This window comes from Lysobacter sp. H21R4 (assembly GCF_015277535.1).
Lineage (GTDB): Bacteria > Pseudomonadota > Gammaproteobacteria > Xanthomonadales > Xanthomonadaceae > Novilysobacter > Novilysobacter ciconiae.
On the sequence record NZ_CP063772.1, the window covers coordinates 1,181,863 to 1,203,220 of the forward strand.

The 21,358-nt window shown below is 68.4% G+C and carries 16 protein-coding genes and 1 pseudogene; 5 read left to right on the plus strand and 12 right to left on the minus strand.

What is annotated here, in order from left to right; translation table 11 throughout:
• Nucleotides 1-77: 77 nt before the first annotated feature.
• From INQ40_RS05475 to INQ40_RS05485, 3 genes and pseudogenes are all read left to right on the plus strand, one after another.
• Nucleotides 78-1,460: pseudogene (locus INQ40_RS05475) on the plus strand (FAD-binding oxidoreductase); the annotation flags it as partial.
• A gap of 107 nt (nucleotides 1,461-1,567) precedes the next feature.
• The gene (locus INQ40_RS05480; RefSeq protein WP_194342155.1) at nucleotides 1,568-1,888 is read left to right on the plus strand and encodes a DUF2388 domain-containing protein; all 321 of its coding nucleotides are present in this window, start codon (nucleotides 1,568-1,570) and stop codon (nucleotides 1,886-1,888) included.
• A gap of 102 nt (nucleotides 1,889-1,990) precedes the next feature.
• A complete protein-coding gene (locus INQ40_RS05485; RefSeq protein ID WP_228482130.1) occupies nucleotides 1,991-3,937 on the plus strand; it encodes a DUF4105 domain-containing protein in 1,947 nt (648 codons plus the stop codon).
• 107 nt (nucleotides 3,938-4,044) lie between these two features.
• On the opposite strand, the gene yeiP is transcribed toward INQ40_RS05485, so the two are convergent.
• From yeiP to INQ40_RS05515, 6 genes are all read right to left on the minus strand, one after another.
• Nucleotides 4,045-4,611 (minus strand): elongation factor P-like protein YeiP, encoded by a 567-nt coding sequence (yeiP, locus tag INQ40_RS05490; RefSeq protein WP_194342156.1) that lies wholly within the window; start codon nucleotides 4,609-4,611, stop codon nucleotides 4,045-4,047.
• A complete protein-coding gene (locus tag INQ40_RS05495; protein ID WP_194342157.1) occupies nucleotides 4,608-4,838 on the minus strand; it encodes a hypothetical protein in 231 nt (76 codons plus the stop codon). The genes yeiP and INQ40_RS05495 overlap by 4 nt, the downstream gene beginning before the upstream one ends.
• A gap of 62 nt (nucleotides 4,839-4,900) precedes the next feature.
• Complete coding sequence (locus INQ40_RS05500) at nucleotides 4,901-5,671, minus strand: SDR family NAD(P)-dependent oxidoreductase (protein ID WP_194342158.1); 771 nt, start codon at nucleotides 5,669-5,671, stop codon at nucleotides 4,901-4,903.
• 137 nt (nucleotides 5,672-5,808) lie between these two features.
• Entirely contained in the window at nucleotides 5,809-6,696 is an 888-nt protein-coding gene (locus INQ40_RS05505) for a hydroxymethylglutaryl-CoA lyase (protein WP_194342159.1), read from the minus strand.
• Nucleotides 6,693-8,696, minus strand: coding sequence for an acetyl/propionyl/methylcrotonyl-CoA carboxylase subunit alpha (locus tag INQ40_RS05510; RefSeq protein ID WP_194342160.1), 2,004 nt, complete (start codon nucleotides 8,694-8,696; stop codon nucleotides 6,693-6,695). Before INQ40_RS05510 ends, INQ40_RS05505 begins: the two co-directional genes overlap by 4 nt.
• 41 nt (nucleotides 8,697-8,737) lie before the next feature.
• Nucleotides 8,738-9,520, minus strand: a complete 783-nt coding sequence (locus INQ40_RS05515; RefSeq protein WP_194342161.1) for an enoyl-CoA hydratase/isomerase family protein — start codon at nucleotides 9,518-9,520, stop codon at nucleotides 8,738-8,740.
• Between the two features lie 124 nt (nucleotides 9,521-9,644).
• Here INQ40_RS05515 and INQ40_RS05520 point away from each other — a divergent pair, with 124 nt between their 5' ends.
• The gene (locus tag INQ40_RS05520; protein ID WP_194342162.1) at nucleotides 9,645-11,567 is read left to right on the plus strand and encodes a cytochrome c/FTR1 family iron permease; all 1,923 of its coding nucleotides are present in this window, start codon (nucleotides 9,645-9,647) and stop codon (nucleotides 11,565-11,567) included.
• 79 nt (nucleotides 11,568-11,646) lie between these two features.
• Here the strand turns inward: INQ40_RS05520 and INQ40_RS05525 are convergent, their stop codons facing one another.
• The 4 genes from INQ40_RS05525 to INQ40_RS05540 form a co-directional block, all read right to left on the minus strand.
• Nucleotides 11,647-13,257, minus strand: a complete 1,611-nt coding sequence (locus INQ40_RS05525) for a carboxyl transferase domain-containing protein (protein ID WP_194342163.1) — start codon at nucleotides 13,255-13,257, stop codon at nucleotides 11,647-11,649.
• 132 nt (nucleotides 13,258-13,389) lie between these two features.
• Nucleotides 13,390-13,902, minus strand: coding sequence for a hypothetical protein (locus INQ40_RS05530; protein ID WP_194342164.1), 513 nt, complete (start codon nucleotides 13,900-13,902; stop codon nucleotides 13,390-13,392).
• A 195-nt stretch (nucleotides 13,903-14,097) separates the two neighbouring features.
• Nucleotides 14,098-14,475 (minus strand): hypothetical protein, encoded by a 378-nt coding sequence (locus INQ40_RS05535; protein WP_193986918.1) that lies wholly within the window; start codon nucleotides 14,473-14,475, stop codon nucleotides 14,098-14,100.
• A gap of 173 nt (nucleotides 14,476-14,648) precedes the next feature.
• Nucleotides 14,649-15,824, minus strand: coding sequence for an acetyl-CoA C-acyltransferase (locus INQ40_RS05540; RefSeq protein ID WP_194342165.1), 1,176 nt, complete (start codon nucleotides 15,822-15,824; stop codon nucleotides 14,649-14,651).
• Nucleotides 15,825-16,064: 240 nt separating this feature from the next.
• Here INQ40_RS05540 and INQ40_RS05545 point away from each other — a divergent pair, with 240 nt between their 5' ends.
• Nucleotides 16,065-18,905, plus strand: coding sequence for an autotransporter serine protease (locus INQ40_RS05545; RefSeq protein WP_194342166.1), 2,841 nt, complete (start codon nucleotides 16,065-16,067; stop codon nucleotides 18,903-18,905).
• Nucleotides 18,906-18,993: 88 nt separating this feature from the next.
• Here INQ40_RS05545 and INQ40_RS05550 read toward each other — a convergent pair whose 3' ends face one another.
• Both INQ40_RS05550 and INQ40_RS05555 read right to left on the minus strand, forming a co-directional pair.
• Complete coding sequence (locus tag INQ40_RS05550) at nucleotides 18,994-20,166, minus strand: isovaleryl-CoA dehydrogenase (protein ID WP_194342167.1); 1,173 nt, start codon at nucleotides 20,164-20,166, stop codon at nucleotides 18,994-18,996.
• Nucleotides 20,167-20,241: 75 nt separating this feature from the next.
• Nucleotides 20,242-21,339 carry a Glu/Leu/Phe/Val dehydrogenase gene (locus INQ40_RS05555; RefSeq protein WP_193986925.1) on the minus strand — a complete coding sequence of 366 codons (1,098 nt, stop codon included), beginning with the start codon at nucleotides 21,337-21,339 and terminating at the stop codon, nucleotides 20,242-20,244.
• Nucleotides 21,340-21,358: the final 19 nt, after the last annotated feature.

Consider the following 21,358-nt stretch of genomic DNA (forward strand, 5'->3'; position numbering starts at 1 on the left):
TTGCTGCGACGCAGCACTGGACGCGGCCGACGGCCTGCTGGCACGCTGGCTGCGTCGTCCTTGAAGGCTTGGCCACAATGAATTCTGCAGTCATCGCGTCCCTGCTTGCCGCCGTGCCCGGCCTGATGCTCAAAACCGATCCCGCCGATCTGGAGCACTACGGCCGCGACTGGACCCGGCGCTGGACCCCGGCGCCGCTGGCGATCGCGTTTCCCGAAAGCGCGCAGCAGGTGCAGGCGATTGTGCGCTGGGCGCGTGGGGAAGGCGTGGCGATCGTGCCGTCGGGCGGACGCACCGGGCTGTCCGGCGGCGCCGTGGCCGCGCATGGCGAGCTGGTGGTGAGCCTGGAGCGGATGGCGCAGGCGCTCGGCTTCGATGCGGTGGACCGCACGCTGACGGTACAGGCCGGCATCCCGCTGGAGGCGGTGCACAACGCCGCGCGGGAGCAGGGCCTGGCGTACCCGGTCGACTTCGCCTCGCGCGGCTCGTGCTCCATCGGCGGCACCATCGCGACCAACGCCGGCGGCATCCGGGTGATCCGCTACGGCAACACGCGCGAGTGGATCGCAGGCCTGAAGGTGGTGACCGGCGCCGGTGACCTGCTCGAGCTCAACCGCTCGTTGATCAAGAACTCCAGTGGCTATGACCTGCGGCATCTGTTCATCGGCTCGGAAGGCACGCTGGGGATCGTGGTGGAGGCCACACTGCGACTGACGGCGCCGCCCGCGCCCACCAACGTGATGTTGCTGGCCCTGCCGTCCTTCGAGGCGCTGATGGACGTGTTCGCGATCCTGCGCCGCCATCTCGCGCTGGAGGCGTTCGAGTTCTTTACCGACCGCGCGCTGGCGCACGTGCTGGCGCATGGCGCGCAGGCCCCCTTTGCCGAGGTCCATCCTTACTACGTCGTGGCCGAATTCGAGGCGGCCGACGAGGCCCAGGAAGCCGCCGCGCTGGCCGCGTTCGAAGCCTGCGCGGAGGCGGGCCTGGTCAGCGACGCCGTGCTGAGCAGCAGCGACGCTCAGGCCGCGCAGCTGTGGCGCCTGCGCGAAGGCATCACCGAAAGCCTGGCCGCGTTCCGTCCCTACAAGAACGATGTCTCGGTGCGCGTCTCGGCCATGCCGGCGTTCCTGGCCGAGGCGCAAGCGCTGCTGACGGCGGGCTACCCCGACTTCGAGGTCGTCTGGTTCGGCCATATCGGCGATGGCAACCTGCACATCAACGTGCTCACCCCCGAGGGCATGGGGGAGACGGAGTTCGTCGCGCGCTGCAGCGAGGTCACCGACACGCTGGCCGACATCCTCCAGCGCCATGGCGGCAGCATTTCGGCCGAGCACGGCATCGGACTGGTCAAGAAGCCGTGGCTGGAGAGCACCCGCTGCGCGGAGGAAATCGCAGTGATGCGCGGCATCCGCCAGGTGCTCGACCCGTCGGGAATCATGAATCCGGGCAAGTTGTTCGACAGCCGCCCGAGGCGTAGGTGGCTCTGCGCTGCGCCGGGCATGCGGATCGCGCGCTGCAGCGGTACCCTCTGCGCGCAACGCTCTTTTCCGCCACGAGTCTTCCGCCAATGATCCGATTCCGCCTGCTCGCTGTCCTGGTGCTCTGCACTGCCTCCGCCGGCGCGTTTGCGTCCGCCACGTCCACGACCTCCGACGCGATCAGCGGCGCGGTGAAGGGAACGTCCAACGGCGTGTCGGCCAGCAGCGGGTCCTTCAGCGACGACCGCATCGTGCTGGCGGCCCGTGATGATGCGGCGAGCTTCGTCGCCAGCGACGGCGCGATCCGCGGCGTCCAGCTGGAGGCGGCACTGGCGCTGCTGCGCGCCGAACTGCCCCAGGCGGACGGTGCCAGCGACCTCGCGCTGGCGCGGGCGATTCTCGCGTTCTGATCGGCACCCTGGGGTGCCTGTGGTTTGCGGCTGCGGTGCGCCTCGCCGTTTTACGGGGTATCTGCAAGGCAGTGCATCGTTGCGGCGGATAAGGCGCTTGGCGTGAACCGGATTGCCCGTCGGATCACGCGTGTATGCGGCTTGGTGCTGGCGGCGGGATTGTGGTGCCAGTGGGGCGCCGCCCACGCCGGGTTGCGGCTGGAGCTCGATGCCGACGGCCTCAGCGCACAGCAGGTGGCCGCCACCCAAGTTCTGCTGGACGACGCGCTCAGCCGCTTGCCGCCCTCTCTGCTCGCGCAGACAGACCAGACCCTTGCCGTGCGGTGGAGCGACCGGTTGCCGCATGCGACCACCGGCCGCGCACGGTCCCGGGCGCTGCTGCTCAACCGGCGACTGCTGCCACTGCTGGAGGCGGAACTGGCCGCTTCGTCCGACGAGGTGGACGCGTCGCAGAACCGCTTCGCTCACGGCGCCAATCCGGCGCAGCAAACACCGCATCCATCTGCCGCAGGCCGGAGCGCACGCACCGAAACACTGGCGACCTTGCTGCACGAGGTGGCGCATTTCCACGACCGCCACACGGGGCTTTCCGCAGATCCCCGTCTGCTCGATCTCGCCGGCTGGCAGGTCAAGGTCAAGCGGCCGCGTGCCCGCGCGTCGGAGAACCCGTTCGTTGACCGCACCCCTGATTCGTACGAGCTGACCAGCCCGCGCGAGTTCCTCGCGGTCAACCTGGAACACTTCCTGCTGGACCCGGAGTACGCCTGCCGCCGCCCGGCGCTGCACCGCTACTTCAGCATGCACTTCGGCTGGGCGCCGCCGCACGCGGACTGCTCGCCTGGCTTCACCTATCTTGCGGTGGATGCCGACGGCGATATCGCGGGCGAGGACGCCGCGCTGGCGACGCTGGACCCGGCCCGGGTGACCTCGGTCGAATACCTGCTGGCCGAGGGCAACAGCGAGCCGATGAGCCGCTGGGGACACAGCATGCTGCGCGTGGTCGTGTGCGCGCCTGGGCGGCCGCCGGGACCGGACTGCCGGTTGGATCTGCAACACCATCTGGTGCTGTCGTTCCGTGCCTTTGTCGACGACGTGCAGCTGTCCAGCTGGCGCGGCCTGACGGGTTCGTATCCCTCGCGCCTGTTCGTGCTGCCGCTGGCACAGGTGGTCGACGAGTACACGCGCGACCAGCTGCGCGGGCTGCAGTCCATTCCATTGCATCTGGAGCGCGAGGAGATCGCCGCGCTGCTGGAGCGTGCAGCCCGGCTGCACTGGAGCTACGACGGGCGCTACTACTTCATCAGCAACAACTGCGCGGTCGAGACGTTCAAGCTGCTGCACGACGGCGTCCCGCGACTGGCGAAGACGCGCATTGATGCGATCACGCCGACGGGTCTGTTGCGCAAGCTCGAACGAGCCGATATCGCCGATGCGGGCGTGCTTGAGGACGCCGCGGAAGCGCGCCGACTCGGTTATCGGTTCGACTCGTTACGTGAGCGCTACCAGGCCATGTTCGAGATCGCGCGCGGCGAACTGGCGCTGCCGCAAACGAGGGTGGAAGATTGGTTCGCGCTGGGTGCTTCCGCCCGCCGCGCCCGTTTTGACCAAGCCGGCACCCGCGCGACGGCGGCGCTGCTGTTGCTGGAAGAGTCGGCGCGGCGTCGGCAGCTGGTGTTGGCACGGCAGGAGTTGAAACGCCGTTTCCTGGGTTCGCGCGGTGACCCGGAGTCCAGCGCGTTCGCGGACGTCGATGCCACACTTCAGCAGATCCTTGCTGACAGCGGGTTCCTCAGCCGACCGGCCATGCTCTTCGCCGGCGAGCCGGGCTACGGTCTGCCGCAGCCAGCGGAAATCGACGCGCTGCAAACCGACGCCGCCGCCCGAACCCGGCGCCTGGCGGCATTGGGCAACCAATTGACCTCAGGGGTGGAGGCGCTGCTGGATCCCGCCGTGCGCGACGAACTCGCCGCGACGGCAGAAAACCTGCAGTCGCTGCGTACACAGATGGGTCGGCTCAACCGCGAGGCGGGCGGGCTGGAACTGCGGTAAGCCGCAGCTTGTGGCATCGTTGCCACGCGACCGACTCGACTCGTCAGCTGCCGCAGCCCCAGCCCCAGCCGCAGCCGCCGACAGATGCCGGATTCCGTTGCGTCCACTCAGTCCGCGCGGCCGGCAAACTCGCCGCTGCTGGTGCTGACCAGAACCCGCTCGCCGGTGGCGATGTACTCGGGAACCATGATCTCCAGGCCGGTCGACAGGCGCGCCGGCTTGGGCCGCTTGGTCGCCGTGCCGCCCTTGAGCTCCGGCGGCGTCTCGATGACTTCCATCGCCACGCTCGCCGGCAACTGCAGCCCGACCGGCAGGTCGTCGACGATCTGCACGTAGCAACCCGACAGGTCGTCGACGATGTAGCCGGCGTCGTCGCCGACCGTCGCCGCGTCCAGCGTGTAGGACGTGTAGTCCTCGTCGTCCAGGAACACGAACGCGTCGCCGTCCCTGTAGGAGTAGGTGACCTGGCGCCGGCTGAGCTCGACTTCCCTGAGCTCGTCGTCGCCGCCCAGGCTCAGGTCGAACTTGTTGCCGCCGGGCACCGAGTACATGGTGAAGCGGAACTTGACGTTGCCGCCGCGGCCCTGCGCGGCGCTACGCTCGATGTCGCGCACCTGGTAGACGGTGCCGTTGTGCTCGACCACGTTTCCTTTCTTGACGTCGTAGGCTTTCATTCTTGTTCTTCTGCAGGTGGAAGCGCACGGTAGATGCGCTCGTTGAGGATCCAGGTGATCGCTGCCCAGGCCGTGCCGCCAAACGCGCACAGCACCGCGGCGACGCCGATCAAGAGTTCAAAGCGGGGGTTGCCGAAGCCGAATTTCGACCACATCAGCACGGCCATGAGCGCGAACATGCCGCCGCCCCAGACCAGCAGGCCGCGGACCACCACGAACCGGCGCATGCCGCGTGCACGGATGGCCGGCCAGCGCCGCGCCAGCCGGGACGTACGCCGGCCGCCGGGTATCACTTGGGCGCCAGACGGGTCGCCCCATCCAGGCGGATGGTCTCGCCGTTGAGGTAGGTGTTGCCCAGGATGTAGGCGACCAGGTCGGCGAACTCCTCCGGCTGGCCCAGCCGCGACGGGAACGGGATCGTGGCGGCCAGCGATTGCTGCACGGCTTCGGGCATGCCGTCGACCATCGGGGTCCAGAACACGCCCGGGGCGATGGTCATCACGCGGATGCCGAAGCGCGACAGCTCGCGCGCCATCGGCAGCGTCATCGCCACCACGCCGCCCTTTGAGGCGGAGTAGGCGGCCTGGCCGATCTGGCCCTCGTAGGCCGCCACCGAGGCGGTATTGACGATCACGCCACGCTCGCCATCGACGCCCGGCTCGTTGCCCTGCATCAGGTCGGCGGCCGCCTTGGCGACGTTGAAGCTGCCGACCAGGTTGACCATCACCGTGGTCTGGAAGCGCGACAGCGGCATCGGCCCGTCGCGGCCGAGTACGCGGCCGGCGCCCAGGATGCCGGCGCAGTTGACGGCGACGTTGAGGCCGCCCAGGAATTCGCGCGCACCAGCGACGTTCTCCACCACGAGCGCTTCGTCGGACACATCGGTGGCGAAGAAGCGGGCGTTGGCCTCCCCCAGTTCGGCGATGGCCTCCGCGCCCTTGTCGGCGTTGACGTCAAACAGCGCGACCTTCGCGCCCTGGCCAACCAGGTGGCGGGCGACGGCCAGGCCGAGGCCGGAAACGCCACCGGTGATGATGGCGCGGGTATCGGAAAGCTTCATGCGGGATCCTGCGGACGAAAGACCCTGATTCTAGGACATTCGTCCACCGACATTTGCCTCGGCGCAGGCGGGTGTGGTCTCCGCTGGCGCGCTTGGCCGTGCGCTCCGGCGGCCGCAATCAATCGGTGATGTCGCCGTCAGGCCAGCGCGCGGCCGACCTTGCTGCCGGTCTCGCGCCCCAGCAGCGCGGCCAGCCACCGCCCCGTTTCCGCCAGCAGCGCCAGGTCGACGCCGGTCTCGACGCCGAGCCCGTCCAGCATGTAGACGACGTCCTCGCTGGCGACGTTGCCGCTGGCACCCTTGGCGTATGGGCAACCGCCCACCCCGGACACCGCCGAGTCCACCACGCCGATGCCTTCCTCCAGGCAGGCAAGGATGTTGGACAGCGCCTGCCCGTAGGTGTCGTGGAAGTGGACTGCCAGCGCGTCCATCGGCACTTCGCTGGCGACCGCACGCAGCATCGCGCGCGCCTTGCCGGGCGTGCCGATGCCGATGGTGTCGCCCAGGGACACCTCGTAGCAGCCCATCTGGTGCAGCTCGCGGGCGACGCGGACCACCTCGGCGACCGGCACCTCGCCCTGGTAGGGGCAACCCAGCACCGTGGACACGTAGCCGCGGACCCTGATGCCGTCGGCCTTCGCGCGCGCCAGCACCGGCTCGAACCGGGTCAGCGACTCGGCGATCGAGGCGTTGATGTTTTTCTGGTTGAAGGCTTCCGAGGCGGCGGTGAACACCGCGATCTCCTCCACGCCGACCGCCAGTGCGCGCTCGTAACCGCGCTCGTTGGGCACCAGCACCGGGTAGCGGACGCCCGGTTTGCGGGTGATGCCGGTGTACACCTCGGCGGCATCGGCCAGTTGCGGCACCCACTTGGGACTGACGAAACTGGTCGCCTCGATGCTGCGCAGGCCGGTTGCCGAGAGCCGGTCGACCAGCGCGATCTTGTCGGCGGTGGCGATGATCGCCTTCTCGTTCTGCAGGCCGTCGCGCGGTCCGACCTCGACGATGCGCACCGCCGGCTTCATGGCAACGGTTCCAGTGCGACCAGCACCGCGTCGGCTTCGACAAAGTCGCCGGTCGCCGCGCGCACCTCGGACACCGTGCCGGCGCGCGGCGCCTTCAGGCTCAGCTCCATCTTCATCGCCTCGATCACCATCACTTCCTGGCCCTCGGTCACGGCGTCCCCAGCCGCCGCGCGCACGACGACCACGCGGCCCGGCATGGGGGCGACGACAGTGTCGGCCGCCGCGCCGGCGCCGCTCGCCTCATGCTGGTACATCGCCATCGGCTGCAGGCGCAGGCGGCGGGTGCCGTCATGCACCACCACGTGGGCGTCCTGGTCCAGCACCTCGAATCGGCGCGCGCGATCGCCAATGCGAACGCTCAACGCGCTGCAGCTGCGGCGCGCGCCACTGACCTGATGGCTCTGGCCGTCGTGCTCGATGCGGTACTCGCCGTTGCTGCCGCTGGCGTGGACTTCGATGCGTTGCTCGCCATGACCGAACGCCAGGCTGCGCTGGCTGCCGTGGGCCAGCCGCCAGCCATCGGCAATCGCCCACGGCGATCCCGGATCCGGTGACTGCGCAGCGCGCTGCCGGCTGTCGGCCTCCTGGGCGAGCAGGCGGGCAGTGGCGGCGGCCAGCAACAGGTCGGTATCCACGGGTCCGGTCGGCGACAGGAATTCGTCCAGATGCCGGTCCAGATACCCGGTGTCGATCGTGCCCTCGACCACGACCGGATGGCGGACCAGCCGCTCCAGGAACGCGATGTTGGATTTCGGCCCGGTGATCTCGCAGCGCGACAGGGCGTCGCGCATGCGGGCGAGGGCGCGGGTGCGATCGCTGTCATGGACGATCAGCTTGGCGATCATGGGATCGTAGAAGATCGTCACCGTATCGCCCTCGACCACGCCCGAGTCCACCCGCACGTGCGCATTCGGCGAGGGCAGGCGCAGGCGCTCCAGGCGGCCCGAACCGGGCAGGAAGCCGGCTTCCGGATCCTCCGCGTACAGACGCACCTCGATCGCGTGTCCGTTGCGACCGATGTCGGCCTGGGCGAGCGGCAGGGGCATGCCCGCGGCCACCTGCAGCTGCCACGCGACCAGGTCCAGGCCGGAGATCATCTCGGTGACCGGATGCTCGACCTGCAGGCGGGTGTTGATCTCCATGAAGTAGAAGTGGCCGTCCTGGCCGACGATGAACTCGACCGTGCCGGCGCTGACGTAGTTGATGGCCTTCGCCGCGAGCACGGCGGCCGCGCCCATCTCCTGGCGCAGCTGCGGGGTCAGGAACGGGGAGGGCGATTCCTCCATCACCTTCTGGTAGCGGCGCTGGGCCGAGCACTCGCGCTCGTTGAGGTGGATGGCATTGCCGGCGTCGTCGCCGAACACCTGGATCTCGATATGCCGCGGCTTCTCGACGTAGCGCTCCAGCAGCACGCGGTCGCGCCCGAACGCGTTCTTCGCCTCGCGCTGGCAGGACGCCAGGTTGGCCGCGAACTCGCCTGACTCGCGCACGATGCGCATGCCCTTGCCGCCGCCGCCGTGGGCCGCCTTGATCATCAGCGGGTAGCCGATCCGGTCCGCTTCGGCGTGCAGGTGGGCGGGGTCCTGACCCTCGCCGGTGTAGCCGGGAACGACCGGCACGCCGGCTGCGGCCATGAGGTCCTTGGCGCCGGCCTTGCTGCCCATCTTGCGCATCGAGGCCGCCTTGGGGCCGATGAAGGCGATGCCCGCGGACTCGACGGCGTCGGCGAAGTCGGCGTTCTCCGACAGGAATCCGTAGCCCGGGTGGATCGCCTGGGCGCCGGTGCGGGTCGCGATCTCGATGATCGCCTCGCCGCGAAGGTAGCTCTCCGGCGGTGTCGGCCCGCCGATGCAATAGGCCTCATCGGCCTGGCGCACGTGCTGCGCGTCGGCATCGGCCGTCGAGTACACCGCCACCGTGCGGATGCCCAGCTGACGGCAGGTGCGGATGACCCGGCAGGCGATTTCGCCGCGGTTGGCGATCAGGATCTTGGTGAACATGGCGGGCCTCGTGGCGGCGGCTGTCTGGTGGGGCAAGGTGCTCACTGGCACCACGCCGGCTTGCGCTTGTCGAGGAAGGCGGTGAGCCCTTCCTGGCCCTCGGGCGATACCCGCAGGCGCGCGATCAGGTCGGCGTTGTCGGAGTCGTGGGCGGCGCCGTCGGTGTGCGAGGCGACCTGGCGCACCAGCGCCTTGGCCTGGGCCGATGCGATCGGGCCGGCCTTCAACAGCAACCCGACCTGGCGGTCCACCGCGGCGTCGAGCTCATCGGCAGCGACGGTTTCGTGCAGCAGTCCCATGCGCCGCGCCTGTTCGGCGCCGAAGATCTCGGCCGAGGCGAACCAGCGCCGCGCCTGGCGGGCGCCGATGGCCTCGATCACATAGGGCGAGATCACCGCCGGCAACAGGCCCAGCTTGCTTTCGGTCAGGCCAAACTTCGCCTCGTCGGCGCCGATGGCGATGTCGCAACACGCAACCAGCCCGACGCCGCCGCCGAACGCCGCGCCCTGGACCCGGGCGATGGTCGGCTTGGGCAACTCATTCAAGGTCCGCATCAGGCGCGCCAGGGCCAGCGAATCCTCCCGGTTCTCCGCCTCGCTCGCCGCCGCCATCCCACGCATCCAGTTGAGGTCGGCGCCGGCGGAAAACGAGGCGCCCGCGCCCTCCAGCACCACGACCCGGACGCTGTCATCGGCGGCCAGCGCGTCCAGCGCGCCGGTGAGCGCGGCGATCAGCATGGCGTCGAACGCGTTGTGGACCTCCGGGCGATTCATGCGCAGGCGGGCCACCGGGCCCTGGCGAACATTCAGCAGCGGATTGGTCATCGGGATTCGCGTGTTCGGGAAGCCGTCAATGATAGCTGCCGCGCCTAGCGGGCGTGATCGCAGATGCGACCGGTTCTCATTTCTGCAGTAGAATCGGTGTTTGCCCGCCACGCGTTGCCACCCGATGCCCACTGTCCTGCGTTGCCTGCTCATCTTCGTGTTGCTGTGCCTGCCGCTTCAAGCCCGCGCATCCACGGCGGATGTACAGACGGCCTGGCGATTGCTGGACTACATCGCCGTGGACTATGCCGAGGCGGTGGCGGATGGCGAGATCGTCGACCCCGCCGAGTTCCAGGAGATGGTGGAATTCTCCGCGTCCGCTCGTGAGCGGATCCAGTCCCTTGACGCCACCGCCCGGCAGCCGCGGCTGCTGGAGGAGGCGGAACGCCTGCAGGCGGCCATCGCGGCGCACGAATCGCCTGAGGCCGTCGCCAAGCTGTCGCGCGGGTTAGCCAGCGACCTGATCGCCGCCTACCCGGTCCCGCTCGCACCGACCGCCCCGCCTGACATGGCCGTCGCCGCCGGCCTGTACCAGCAGCAATGCGCCAGTTGCCACGGCGACACCGGCGGCGGCGACGGCCCGGCCAGCGTCGGCCTTGATCCCCCGGCGATCGATTTCACCGACCGCGGGCGTGCGCGCGAGCGCAGCGTGTTCGCGCTCTACCAGGTGATCGAGCAGGGGCTGGAAGGCACCAGCATGGCCAGTTACGCCCACCTGCCAGCCGACGAGCGCTGGGCGCTGTCGTTCTACATCGGCCAGTTCGCCTATCCCGAATCGCAGGCCGCCGCCGGCGAAAAGCTGTGGAACGAGGACGCTTCGTTGCGCGCGTCGATCCCGGACCTGGCGGCGCTGACCCAGGTCACCCCGGCGGCGCTCGCGAACGACGTCGGTGAGGAGACCGCCCAGGCCATCACCGCCTACCTGCGCCGGCATCCTGAAGCAGTGGACGCACCGGTCGTTGCCGAAGGCCAGCTCGCGTTCGCCCGCAGCCGTCTGGCCGAAAGCGTTGCCGCCTATGCCGCCGGCGATCAGCCCAAGGCCCGTGACCTCGCCCTGTCCGCATACCTGGACGGCTTTGAGCCGATCGAACCGCTGCTGGCCGCGCGCGACCGTGCCCTGATGGCCCGCATCGAGGCGGCCATGGGCGAGTTGCGCTCGCGCATCGGTTCTTCCGCCAGCGTGGAAGCGGTCCAGGAGCAGGTGCAGGTCGTCGACAGCCTGTTCGCCGAAGCCGAGCACGCACTCGCTCCCGGGATGGCCAACAACGCGTCGGCCTTCGTCGGTGCTTTCACCATTCTCGTGCGCGAAGGCCTTGAGGCGCTGCTGATCCTGATTGCGATGGTCGCGTTCCTGCGCAAGGCCAACAGGACCGAGGTCATGCCCTATGTGCATGGCGGCTGGATCAGCGCTCTCGTTGCCGGCGCCGTGACCTGGTTCGTGGCGACCTATGTGGTCAGCATCAGCGGGGCCAGTCGTGAGCTGACCGAAGGCTTCGCCGCGCTGTTTGCCGCGGTCGTGCTGTTGTTTGTCGGCATCTGGATGCACGGCAAGAGCCAGGCGGGCGCGTGGCAGCGCTACATCAACGACAAGCTCTCGCACGCGCTGTCCAAACGCTCGGCGTGGTTCCTGTTTGTGCTTTCCTTCGTCGTGGTCTACCGCGAGGTCTTCGAGACCGTGTTGTTCTACATCGCGCTGTGGAGCCAGGGCAACGGCATGGCGATCGTTGCCGGCGGTGGGCTCGGCGCGGCCGTGCTGGTGGTGATCGCCGTAGCCATGCTCCGCTTCAGCCAGCGTTTGCCGATCGGCCAGTTCTTCTCGATCAGCTCGATCCTGATCGCGGTCGTGGCCGTGGTCCTGGCCGGCAAGGGTATCGCCGCCCTCCAGGAAGCGGGCTGGGTGTCGGTATCCACGCTCTCGATCCCGCGCGTCGCGCTGCTGGGCATCTACCCGACCCTGCAGAGCGTGCTGGCGCAACTGGTGACGCTGGCGGTGCTGGCGGCGGGGTTCTGGTTCAACCGGCGCTCCGCGGTGCCCAGCACCGCGTGAGCGGTGCCGGGACGGTAGCCTAAGGAAGGCACACGCCCGTACATATCGCGACTCGGCAGGCTGGAAGCCCGCGGCATCGCTACATCCGGAACACGCCAAACCGCGTTGACGAGGCAATCGGCGCATTCAGCGACGCCGACAGGCCCAGGCCGAGGACACGGCGGGTATCGGCGGGATCGATGATCCCGTCGTCCCACAGGCGGGCGGTGGCGTAGTACGGATTGCCCTGGCTTTCATACTGGTCGAGGATCGGCGCCTTGAACGCCGCTTCCTCGTCCGCGCTCCAGTCACCACCCCGCGCCTCGATGCCGTCCCGACGCACGGTGGCCAGCACGCTGGCCGCCTGCTCGCCGCCCATCACGCTGATGCGCGCGTTGGGCCACATCCAGAGGAAACGGCCGCCGTACGCGCGGCCGCACATCGCGTAGTTGCCAGCACCGAAGCTGCCACCGATCACGACGGTGAACTTGGGCACGTGCGAGCACGCCACGGCGGTGACCATCTTCGCCCCGTCCTTGGCGATGCCGGCGTTCTCGTACTTGCGGCCGACCATGAAACCGGTGATGTTCTGCAGGAACACCAGCGGGATGCCGCGCTGGTTGCACAGCTCGATGAAGTGCGCGCCCTTGAGCGCGCTCTCGGCAAACAGGATGCCGTTGTTGGCGACGATCCCGACCGGGTAACCGTGGATGTGGGCGAAGCCGGTGACCAGGGTCTTGCCGTAGCGCGCCTTGAACTCCTGGAACTCGCTGCCGTCCACGATCCGGGCGATGACCTCGCGGATCTCGAACGGGCGACGGGTGTCTTTCGGCACGACCCCGTACAGCTCGTGCGCGGCAAACAAGGGCTCGCGCACCGGCTGCACGGCCACCGGCAGGGTCTTCTTCCGGTTGAGGCTGCCGACGATGTCGCGGGCGATCTGCAGGGCGTGGCGATCGTCCTCGGCGAAGTGGTCGGCCACGCCCGAGATCGACGTATGCACGTCCGCGCCACCCAAGGCCTCGGCATCGACCACCTCTCCGGTGGCGGCCTTCACCAGCGGCGGGCCGCCGAGGAAAATCGTCCCCTGTTCCTTGACGATGATCGACTCGTCGCTCATCGCCGGCACATACGCGCCGCCCGCGGTGCAACTGCCCATCACCACCGCGATCTGCGGAATGTTTTCCGCGCTCATCCGCGCCTGGTTGTAGAAGATCCGACCGAAGTGTTCCTTGTCCGGGAATACCTCGTCCTGCAGCGGCAGGAATGCGCCGCCCGAATCGACCAGGTAGATACACGGCAGATGATTCTCGCGGGCAATTTCCTGCGCACGCAGGTGTTTCTTCACCGTCATCGGAAAATACGTGCCGCCTTTTACCGTCGCATCGTTGGCGACGACGATCACTTCCTGTCCCATCACCCGGCCGATGCCGCAGACCATGCCGGCGGCCGGTGCGTCGCCGTCGTACATCTCCTCGGCGGCCAGCGCGGCAATCTCCAGGAACGGGGAGCCCGGGTCGAGCAGGGCGGTGATGCGTTCCCTTACCAGCAGTTTTCCGCGGCCGGTGTGGCGTTCGCGCGACTTCTCACCACCGCCTTCGGCCGCGCGGATCAGCCGTGCATCCAGTTCATCCACCAGGCTGCGATGCCAGGCAACGTTGTCCTGGAAATCCTGCGAGCGGGGGTCAAGGGCTGAGGTCAGAACGGGCATGGCAACCGGCCGAGGGAGAATGGACCGCACAGGATACCGGAGGCCAGCCGAGCTCCGCCCGGACGGCTCCGCAAACGCAACGAGGCCCGCAATAGCGGGCCTCTCGCGCTGACAGCTTTGCGGCAGAAGGAATCAGTCCTTCTTGGCCTTCTCGGCGGCCGCACGTGCGGCTGCGGCTTCCGCCTCGGCCTTCTCGCGCTTCATGCGCTCGGCGACGCTGTCTGCAGCACTGCCAATGGTGTCGGCGGCGCTGGCCTTGCCTTCCTCGTAGGACTCCTTGATCGAATCGCCGGCCTTGCTCGCGGACTCGGACGCGTCGGCAGCGGCGCGGCGGGTCGAATCGGCTGCATCCGCGGTGGCGGCGCGGGTCGTAGCGGCTGCGTCGCGCGCGGCGGCACTGGTGTTGTCGGCTGCATCGCGGGCAGCAGCACCGGTGGCGTCGGCCGCGTCACGCGCCGATTCCGCGGCGGAGTCGAGGCTGCGGGCCGCGGAGTCGGAAGCGGAGTCCGCGGCGGCGGCGGCGTGATCACCGGCGGCGCGAGCCTCGGCGGCCGCTTCCTTTCGGTCCTGTTCGGCCTGCGGTGAATTGCAGGCGGTCAAGGCAAACATACTGGCTGCAACTATGAGGGTGATCTTGTGGCTCATCGGAAAGCTCCTGGAAAGTCGGCAGGGAAACTGCGTCATGCGCCGGTTCTGCCGGCGGGAAAACTATCCGATGGGCACAGGGAAAGCGACGTGAAGGAGGCGGTCGTATTTAAACGCCGCTGAAACGACGCGCATAAAAAAACCGCCGGAGTTACCCGGCGGTTTCTTCAAGCTGAAACTTGCAACGGGGCGATATTACTTGCCGTCGTTGTTGGTCTCGGCGTCTGCCTTGGCAGCGGCTTCTTCAGCAGCGTCCTTGGCCTGCTCGGCGGCGTCAGCCATGTTCTCGGCAGCGTCGGCAGCGTCGTCGGCACCGGTCATGTCACCAGCAGAGGCAGCGGCGTCGGCCGAAGTCGCGGCGGCGTCGGCAGCCGAAGCGGCGGTGTCGGCAGCAGCCTGAGCAGCGTCGGTGGCCATCGCGTCGCCAGTGGCGGCGGCGTTGGCAGCAGCTTCCTGCGCCTCGTTGGCGGCGGTGGCCGCTTCCTGGGCAGAGCTGTCAGCCTGCTGGGTGTTGGAGCAAGCAGCCAGGGCCAGGCCCATAGCGAGGGCGATCAGCGCCTTGTTCAAAGTCATGGTGTATTCCTCGTCTTAAGAAAAATTCGGCAGCACGCAATCGCGTACCGCTAACATGATGACGGTAGGCCGGCCTGTGTCAAGCGGCAGGCCTTCCTTTTTTCGTCAATTTATCGTTAACTGTTGGGCTGCCGTTCGGTATTGACAGGCGCGCGTGAAAAGTGCGTTCCCATTCACGGCAACTCGATGGCAATCGCGGTCGCTTCGCCGCCGCCGATGCAGAGCGACGCCACACCGCGTTTTGCGCCACGCGCGCGCAATGCGTTGATCAGCGTGACCACTAGACGCGCACCGCTGGCGCCGATCGGATGGCCCAATGCAACGGCGCCGCCGTGCACGTTGACCTTTTCGCGCGGAATGCCCAGATCCTTGATCGGGGCCATCGCCACGCATGAGAACGCCTCGTTGATTTCAAACAGGTCGACGTCGGCCACGCTCCAGCCGGCCTTCTCGAGCACGTTCTTGATCGCGGTGACCGGAGCAGTGGTGAACCACTCGGGCGCCTGCGAATGGGTGGCGTGCGCAACGATGCGTGCGAGCGGCGTCAGGCCGCGGGCGGAGGCGTCCTCGGCAGACATCAGCAGGGTCGCCGCCGCGCCGTCGGAGATCTTCGAGGAGGAGGCTGCGGTCAACACGCCTTCCTTGCCGAAGGCGGCACGCAGGCCGGGAATCCGGGCGGTGTCGATCTTGCCGGGCTCCTCGTCGGTATCCACCACCACTTCGCCCTTGCGGGTCTTGACGGTGACCGGGACGATCTCGTCCTTGAACGAACCATCGGCCTGGGCCGCCTTGGCGCGGTCCACGCTCTCGGTGGAGTAGGCGTCCAGCGCCTCGCGGTCGAAACCGTACTCGTTGCAGGCCATGTCGCCAAACACGCCCATCGCCTTGCCGTCGTAGGGGTTGGTCAGGCCGTCGTAGGCCATGTGGTCGATGAACTCGGCGCTGCCGTAGCGGACGCCGGTGCGCGAACCGTTGAGCAGGTGCGGGGCGTTGGTCATCGACTCCATGCCGCCGGCAACGACAACCTTGGCCGATCCGGCCTTGATCAGGTCGTGGCCGAACATGATCGCCTTCATGCCCGAGCCGCAGACCTTGTTGATGGTCGTGCAGCCGGCGGAGGCGGGCAGGCCGGCGTTGAGCGCGGCCTGGCGCGCGGGCGCCTGGCCCAGGCCGGCGGACAGCACGCAGCCCATGATCACCTCGTCGACCTGGTCGGCGGACACGCCGGCATGCTCGAGGGCGCCGGTGATGACGGCCGAGCCGAGGGCCGGCGTCGGCACGCCGGTGAACTGGCCGAGGAAGGAACCGATGGCGGTGCGCTTGGCACCGACGATGACGACGTCGCTCATGGCGGACTCCAATTTGGGACGAGCCGGAAGACGCTTCCGGTACGCTCCGATTATGCGGCGCCATGCTGCGCTGCGGCAAACCGGGCGCAAAAACGTGCGCTGGTTCGCGTATCGGCCACGCTGCATTGGGCATGTCCGGCCTGCGTTGATGGCTGATTGTCGGTGAAGCGTGATTGACCTGATACTGGGGTCACTTGGCGCCTGGCGCCGTCCATTGCCGACCATTGAGGGGGAGACCTTATGAAGTCGCATGCATCCCAGCGCGCCCGCGCATGGAAACTGGGTATCGCCGGAGCGGGCGTGCTGGCGGTGGCCGCCTGCGGTGGCGGTGGCGGCGGAACCATCATCCGTCCCGAGCCGCCACCGGCGCCGCCGCCGATTCCGCCACCGGGCGACGAGCCGGCACCGGGCCCGCAGCCCGACTTCGATGCCCATCTGGTACTCACCAACGCCGATGCCGCGCACGCCGCCGGTTTCACCGGTGCGGGCGTCACCATCGGTGTGCTGGACAGCGGCATCCGCCGCGACCACCCGACGCTGGACGGCCGGGTCACCCGCAGCTTCACCTACCTGGATCCGCGCCGGAACAACCTCAACGTCGATGACGTGCTCGGCCACGGCACGGTCGTGGCGCAGTTGGCCGGCGGTCGCCGGTTCGGCGACTGGCCCGGCGGCATCGCCCCGGACGCCACCTTCGTCTCCGCGCGGATCATCTCCGATGCGCCTCCGTCCGATGACGGCTCGGGTCGCGGCAACGAGGTCACCGACGGGTCCTGGCTGGGCGACATCCACAGGGACCTGATCACCGGCGGCGCGCGGATCTCCAACAACTCCTGGGGCGGTCTGTACTGGACGGGTGGTGACAAGGTCACCCGCACCTTCGTCGACGCGCTCAAGCCCTTCGTGGTGGATTGGGGCGGCCTGGTCGTGTTCGCGACCGGCAACGAAGGCAAGGCCAACCCCAGCGATACCGCCGCACTGCCCAGCATGGGCGCCGGCGCCAACATCCTCGAGCGCGGCTGGCTGGCGGTGGGCGCGCTGGACACGCTGGAGCCGACCAAGCTGGCGAGTTATTCCAACGCCTGTGGCATCGCCCAGAACTATTGCCTGGTCGCGCCGGGCTACGTGGTGTTCACCGACGTGCTGGACACGGTCGGCAAGCCGACCTATTGGGTCGGCAAGGGCACGTCCTACGCCGCGCCGCAGGTGTCGGGCGCGGCTGCGGTGGTCTGGCAGGCGTTCCCGTACTTCTCCAACGACGAGGTCCGGCAGACCCTGCTGGGCACCGCGGTCGACCTGGGTGCGCCCGGCGTGGATCCGGTCTTCGGCCACGGCCTGCTGGACGTTGGCAAGGCGGCCAAGGGTCCCGGTCGGCTGGACTGGGGCCAGATGAGCGCCGCGTTCGATGGCGGCCGTTCCATCTGGTCCAACGACCTGACCGGGGCGGGCGGCATCACCAAGACCGGCGACGGCGACCTCGACCTCACCGGCAGGAACAGCTACCGCGGCAAGACCATCGTCAACGAAGGTTCGCTGGCATCGCTGTACGACATCCCGGGCGATACCGACATCGGCCACGACGGCCTGCTGTTGCTCGATGGCGTCTCCGTGAAGGGCTCGCTGCGCAACGAGGGCATCGCGGCGTTCTACGGCGAGGACCCCAAGGGCACGGTGCATACCATCGGCGGCGACTTCACCCAGACCTCGACCGGCGTGTTCGCCTTTGACCTCGGCTCCAGGGTGAACGTCAAGGGCCGCGCCACGATCAATGGCGAGGTGCTGGTCACCGGCGTCACCGAGGGTTACGTGCGCTCGGCGCGGGAGACCTTCCTGACCGCCGAGGGCGGGCTGTCGGGCGCGTTCACTGCGGCGTCCTCCAGCAACAACCTGTTCCTGCAGGCAACGCTGGGGCACGACTTTGAAAGCGCCTGGCTGGACATCCAGCGGCTGGATATCCTCAGCTCCGCGCAGTCATTGCGCCTGAGCCCGACCGCGGTCAGCGGCGCGGCGCGCGTCGAGGGTGCATTCCAGGGCCTCGATCGCGACGGCACTGGCGTGACCGGATCGGCCGGCCCGGGCGCGATGGGCGGCTTCATCACCGGCGCCGGGGCGATCCAGTCGACCGTGTCGGCTGCCGGTGCGGAGCGCACGCTGGCGAGCCTGTCCGGCGAGATGCACGCAGCCGACACCGCGTTCGCCACGATGGCGATGGACGATGGCCGCCACGCGCTCGAGTCGCGCCTGGACGGGCTCTCCAGTGGCAACGTCGTCGGCCTGGGCAGCTGGGCCAGTCGTCAGGGCGGCGAGCGCGCGATGTGGTCGCAGTCGCGATTGGACGCCAACTCCTGGCTGTTGGGCCACGACCAGCGGATCGGGCGCAACCTGACCGTGGGCTTCGCCTTCGGCCAGACCGACGGCTACGCGCATAACTCGCTGCGCCAGGACCGGGAGCACAACCGCCAGTACGAGAGTCAGCTCTACGCCGCCTGGGACTTCGATGGCAGCTACCTGCTGGGCCGCTTCGCCGCGGGCCGCATGGACCGCAGCACCCAGCGCCAGATCGTGCTGGGCAGCCAGAGCCATGGCGTCGCGGCGGATTACGCCAGCCGCTACTCCAGCTTCGGCGTGCAGGCGGGCCACCGCTTCGCGCTCGGCGCCGGCACCCTGACCCCGTACGTGGGGACCGAGTCCCTGCAGCTGGACCGCGACGGTTTCAGCGAGCAGGGTGCGGTGGGGTTCGGCCTGACCACCGGCGACTCGCAGCTGGATGCAACGCGGGCGCTGGCGGGTGTGCGACTGCAGCAGCCGTGGCAGGTGGGTGGGCTGAAGCTGACCGTGCAGGGCCGGCTGGAGTGGCAGCGCCTGCTGTCGCAGTCGGGCACCGCCATCGATGCGCGGTTTACCGGCATGGATGCGTGGTCGCCGATCACCGGCGGCGGTCTCGCGAGGGAAGCCACCGTGCTCGGCTTCGGCCTGCGTAGCGATCTGCCGCTGGGCCGGCTGGGCTTTGATCTGGATGCGCGCAACGAAAACGGGCGCATCTGGACGGGTGCCTACGCCAACTGGACGGTCGGGTTCTGACCTAACCAACCCGGCGCGTGGCCTGCATGGCTGCGCGCCGGAGCGGTCCTTTCCGACGGGCAGCAGGGCTGCCCGTTATTGCTGGCGATCAGCTGCGGTCGTCGAACAGCTCGCGGCCGATCAGCATGCGCCGGATCTCGTTGGTGCCGGCGCCAATCGCGTACAGCTTGGCGTCGCGCAGGATGCGTCCGGCGGGGTACTCGTTGATGTAACCGTTGCCGCCCAGGGTCTGGATGACTTCCAGCCCGACCTGCACCGCCGCCTCGCTGGCGTGCAGCAGGCAGGACGCGGCATCCACCCGGCTGCGATGGCCGGCGTCGTAATCGCGCGCCACCTGATAGGCAAACGCGCGGCTGGACTGCAGCGCGGTGTACATGTCGGCCATCTTGGCCTGCATGATCCCGAAGGTGCCGATCGCCGCATCGAACTGGCGGCGCTCGCGGACGTAGGGCAGGGCGATGTCCATCGCGTCCTGCATCAGACCGATCGGGCCGCCCGTCAGCACCAGCCGCTCGGTGTTCAGGCCGCTCATCAGCACCTTGACGCCCAGGTTGACCTCACCGAGCACGTTCTCGGCCGGGATTTCGCAGTTCTGGAACACCAGCTCGCAGGTGTTGGATCCGCGCATGCCCAGCTTGTCGAGCTTCTGCGCGGTGCTGAAACCCGGCATGCCGCGCTCGACGATGAAGGCGGTCATGCACTTGCTGCCGGCCTCCTTGCCCGCAGTGCGCATGTAGACGACCAGCACGTCGGCCTCGGGGCCGTTGGTGATCCACATCTTGTTGCCATTGGCGACCCAGACGTCGTCACCGCCGTCCACGGAGCGAAGCTCGGCGTGGCAGCTCATCGAACCGACCACGTCGGAACCGGCGCCGGGCTCGCTCATCGCCAGCGCGCCCTTCCACTCGCCGCTGCACAGCTTGGGCAGGTACTTGCGGCGCTGGGCCTCGTTGCCGTTGAGGTAGAGGTTGTTGACGCACAGATTGGAATGGGCGCCGTAGCTCAGGCCGACCGAACCCGACGCGCGGGAGATCTCCTCCATCGCGACCAGGTGGGCCAGGTAGCCCATGCCGCTGCCGCCGTATTCGGGGTCGACGGTCAGGCCGAGCAGGCCCATCTCGCCGAGTTTCGGCCACAGGTCCTGCGGGAACGCATTGTCTTCGTCGATCTGTTGCGCGCGCGGCGCGATCTCGGCTTCGGCAAACCGGCGCACGGCGTCGCGCAGCGCGTCGATCTCGTCACCCAGCGGAAAAGCACGCATCCCAAATCTCCTGAAATTGAAAGCACGACGGGGCACTCGGCCCCGTCGCGTTGTTGCATTACCGCCCGCGGCCGATCAGCTGCGGACGCGACCCTTGAAGCGCGGGGTGCCGCGGCCCATCGGCAGCTTCAGCTTGCCGATCGAGGCGATGCGCTCCTCGCCCAGGCGGTCGGCGGCCTTGTAGGTCGGGATGCCGTCGCGGTCGGCGATCTCGAAGATGCGGGTCAGGTTGTGGTAGATCGTCCGCATCATGCGCATCGCGCGCTCGCGGTTGTAGCCGTCGATCTCCAGCGAGACGTTCATCACGCCGCCGGCGTTGACCGCGTAGTCCGGCGCGTAGAGGATGCCGCGCTTCTGCACCTCATCGCCCATCGCGTCGTTGGCCAGCTGGTTGTTGGCCGAGCCGCAGATGACCTTGGCCTTCAGGCGCTGCAGGGTCTCTTCGTTGATGGTGCCGCCCAGCGCGCACGGCGAGTAGACGTCGGCGGGGACGTCGTAGATCTCGTCCAGGCCCACGGCCTCGGCGCCGTATTCGGTCACGGCCTTCTCGACCAGGCCCTGGTTGATGTCGGTGACGAAGATCTTCGCGCCGCGCTCCTTGAGCAGCTTCACGAACTCCATGCCGACGTGGCCCAGGCCCTGCACGGCGTAGCTGTACTTGCCGACTTCCTCATCGCCGAAGCGCTTGTTCAGCGACGCCATCAGGCCCTGCAGGGTGCCGTAGGCGGTAAACGGCGACGGGTCGCCCGAACCGCCGTGGACCTGGTGCACGCCGGTGACGTACTCGGTCTCGCGGAACACGAACTCCATGTCGTTGACGTCGATGCCGACGTCCTCTGCGGTGATGTAGCGGCCGCCCAGGGTCTCCACGAAGTGGCCGAACGCGCGGAACAGCATTTCCGACTTGTCGGTGGCCGGGTTGCCGATGATCACGGCCTTGCCGCCGCCCAGGTTCAGGCCGGCGACCGCGTTCTTGTAGGTCATGCCGCGGCTCAGGCGCAGGACGTCATTGAGCGCCTCGGCCTCGGACTTGTAGGGCCACATGCGGGTACCGCCGAGCGCGGGCCCCAGGGTGGTGTTGTGGATGGCGATGATCGCCTTCAGGCCGGCATCCTTGTTGTGGCAAAACACCACCTGCTCGTGGCCGCTGGTGTCGAGGGTTTCAAAAATCATCAAGAGCTCCGGGTCGGCG

Excerpts from the sequence above, each read along its gene's own strand:
- INQ40_RS05480 (WP_194342155.1), top strand. The coding sequence starts at position 1,568 with ATGATCCGATTCCGCCTGCTCGCTGTCCTGGTGCTCTGCACTGCCTCC.
- yeiP (WP_194342156.1), bottom strand. The coding sequence starts at position 4,611 with ATGAAAGCCTACGACGTCAAGAAAGGAAACGTGGTCGAGCACAACGGC.
- INQ40_RS05495 (WP_194342157.1), bottom strand. The coding sequence starts at position 4,838 with ATGCGCCGGTTCGTGGTGGTCCGCGGCCTGCTGGTCTGGGGCGGCGGC.
- INQ40_RS05500 (WP_194342158.1), bottom strand. The coding sequence starts at position 5,671 with ATGAAGCTTTCCGATACCCGCGCCATCATCACCGGTGGCGTTTCCGGC.
- INQ40_RS05505 (WP_194342159.1), bottom strand. The coding sequence starts at position 6,696 with ATGAAGCCGGCGGTGCGCATCGTCGAGGTCGGACCGCGCGACGGCCTG.
- INQ40_RS05510 (WP_194342160.1), bottom strand. The coding sequence starts at position 8,696 with ATGTTCACCAAGATCCTGATCGCCAACCGCGGCGAAATCGCCTGCCGG.
- INQ40_RS05515 (WP_194342161.1), bottom strand. The coding sequence starts at position 9,520 with ATGACCAATCCGCTGCTGAATGTTCGCCAGGGCCCGGTGGCCCGCCTG.
- INQ40_RS05520 (WP_194342162.1), top strand. The coding sequence starts at position 9,645 with ATGCCCACTGTCCTGCGTTGCCTGCTCATCTTCGTGTTGCTGTGCCTG.
- INQ40_RS05525 (WP_194342163.1), bottom strand. The coding sequence starts at position 13,257 with ATGCCCGTTCTGACCTCAGCCCTTGACCCCCGCTCGCAGGATTTCCAG.
- INQ40_RS05530 (WP_194342164.1), bottom strand. The coding sequence starts at position 13,902 with ATGAGCCACAAGATCACCCTCATAGTTGCAGCCAGTATGTTTGCCTTG.
- INQ40_RS05535 (WP_193986918.1), bottom strand. The coding sequence starts at position 14,475 with ATGACTTTGAACAAGGCGCTGATCGCCCTCGCTATGGGCCTGGCCCTG.
- INQ40_RS05540 (WP_194342165.1), bottom strand. The coding sequence starts at position 15,824 with ATGAGCGACGTCGTCATCGTCGGTGCCAAGCGCACCGCCATCGGTTCC.
- INQ40_RS05545 (WP_194342166.1), top strand. The coding sequence starts at position 16,065 with ATGAAGTCGCATGCATCCCAGCGCGCCCGCGCATGGAAACTGGGTATC.
- INQ40_RS05550 (WP_194342167.1), bottom strand. The coding sequence starts at position 20,166 with ATGCGTGCTTTTCCGCTGGGTGACGAGATCGACGCGCTGCGCGACGCC.
- INQ40_RS05555 (WP_193986925.1), bottom strand. The coding sequence starts at position 21,339 with ATGATTTTTGAAACCCTCGACACCAGCGGCCACGAGCAGGTGGTGTTT.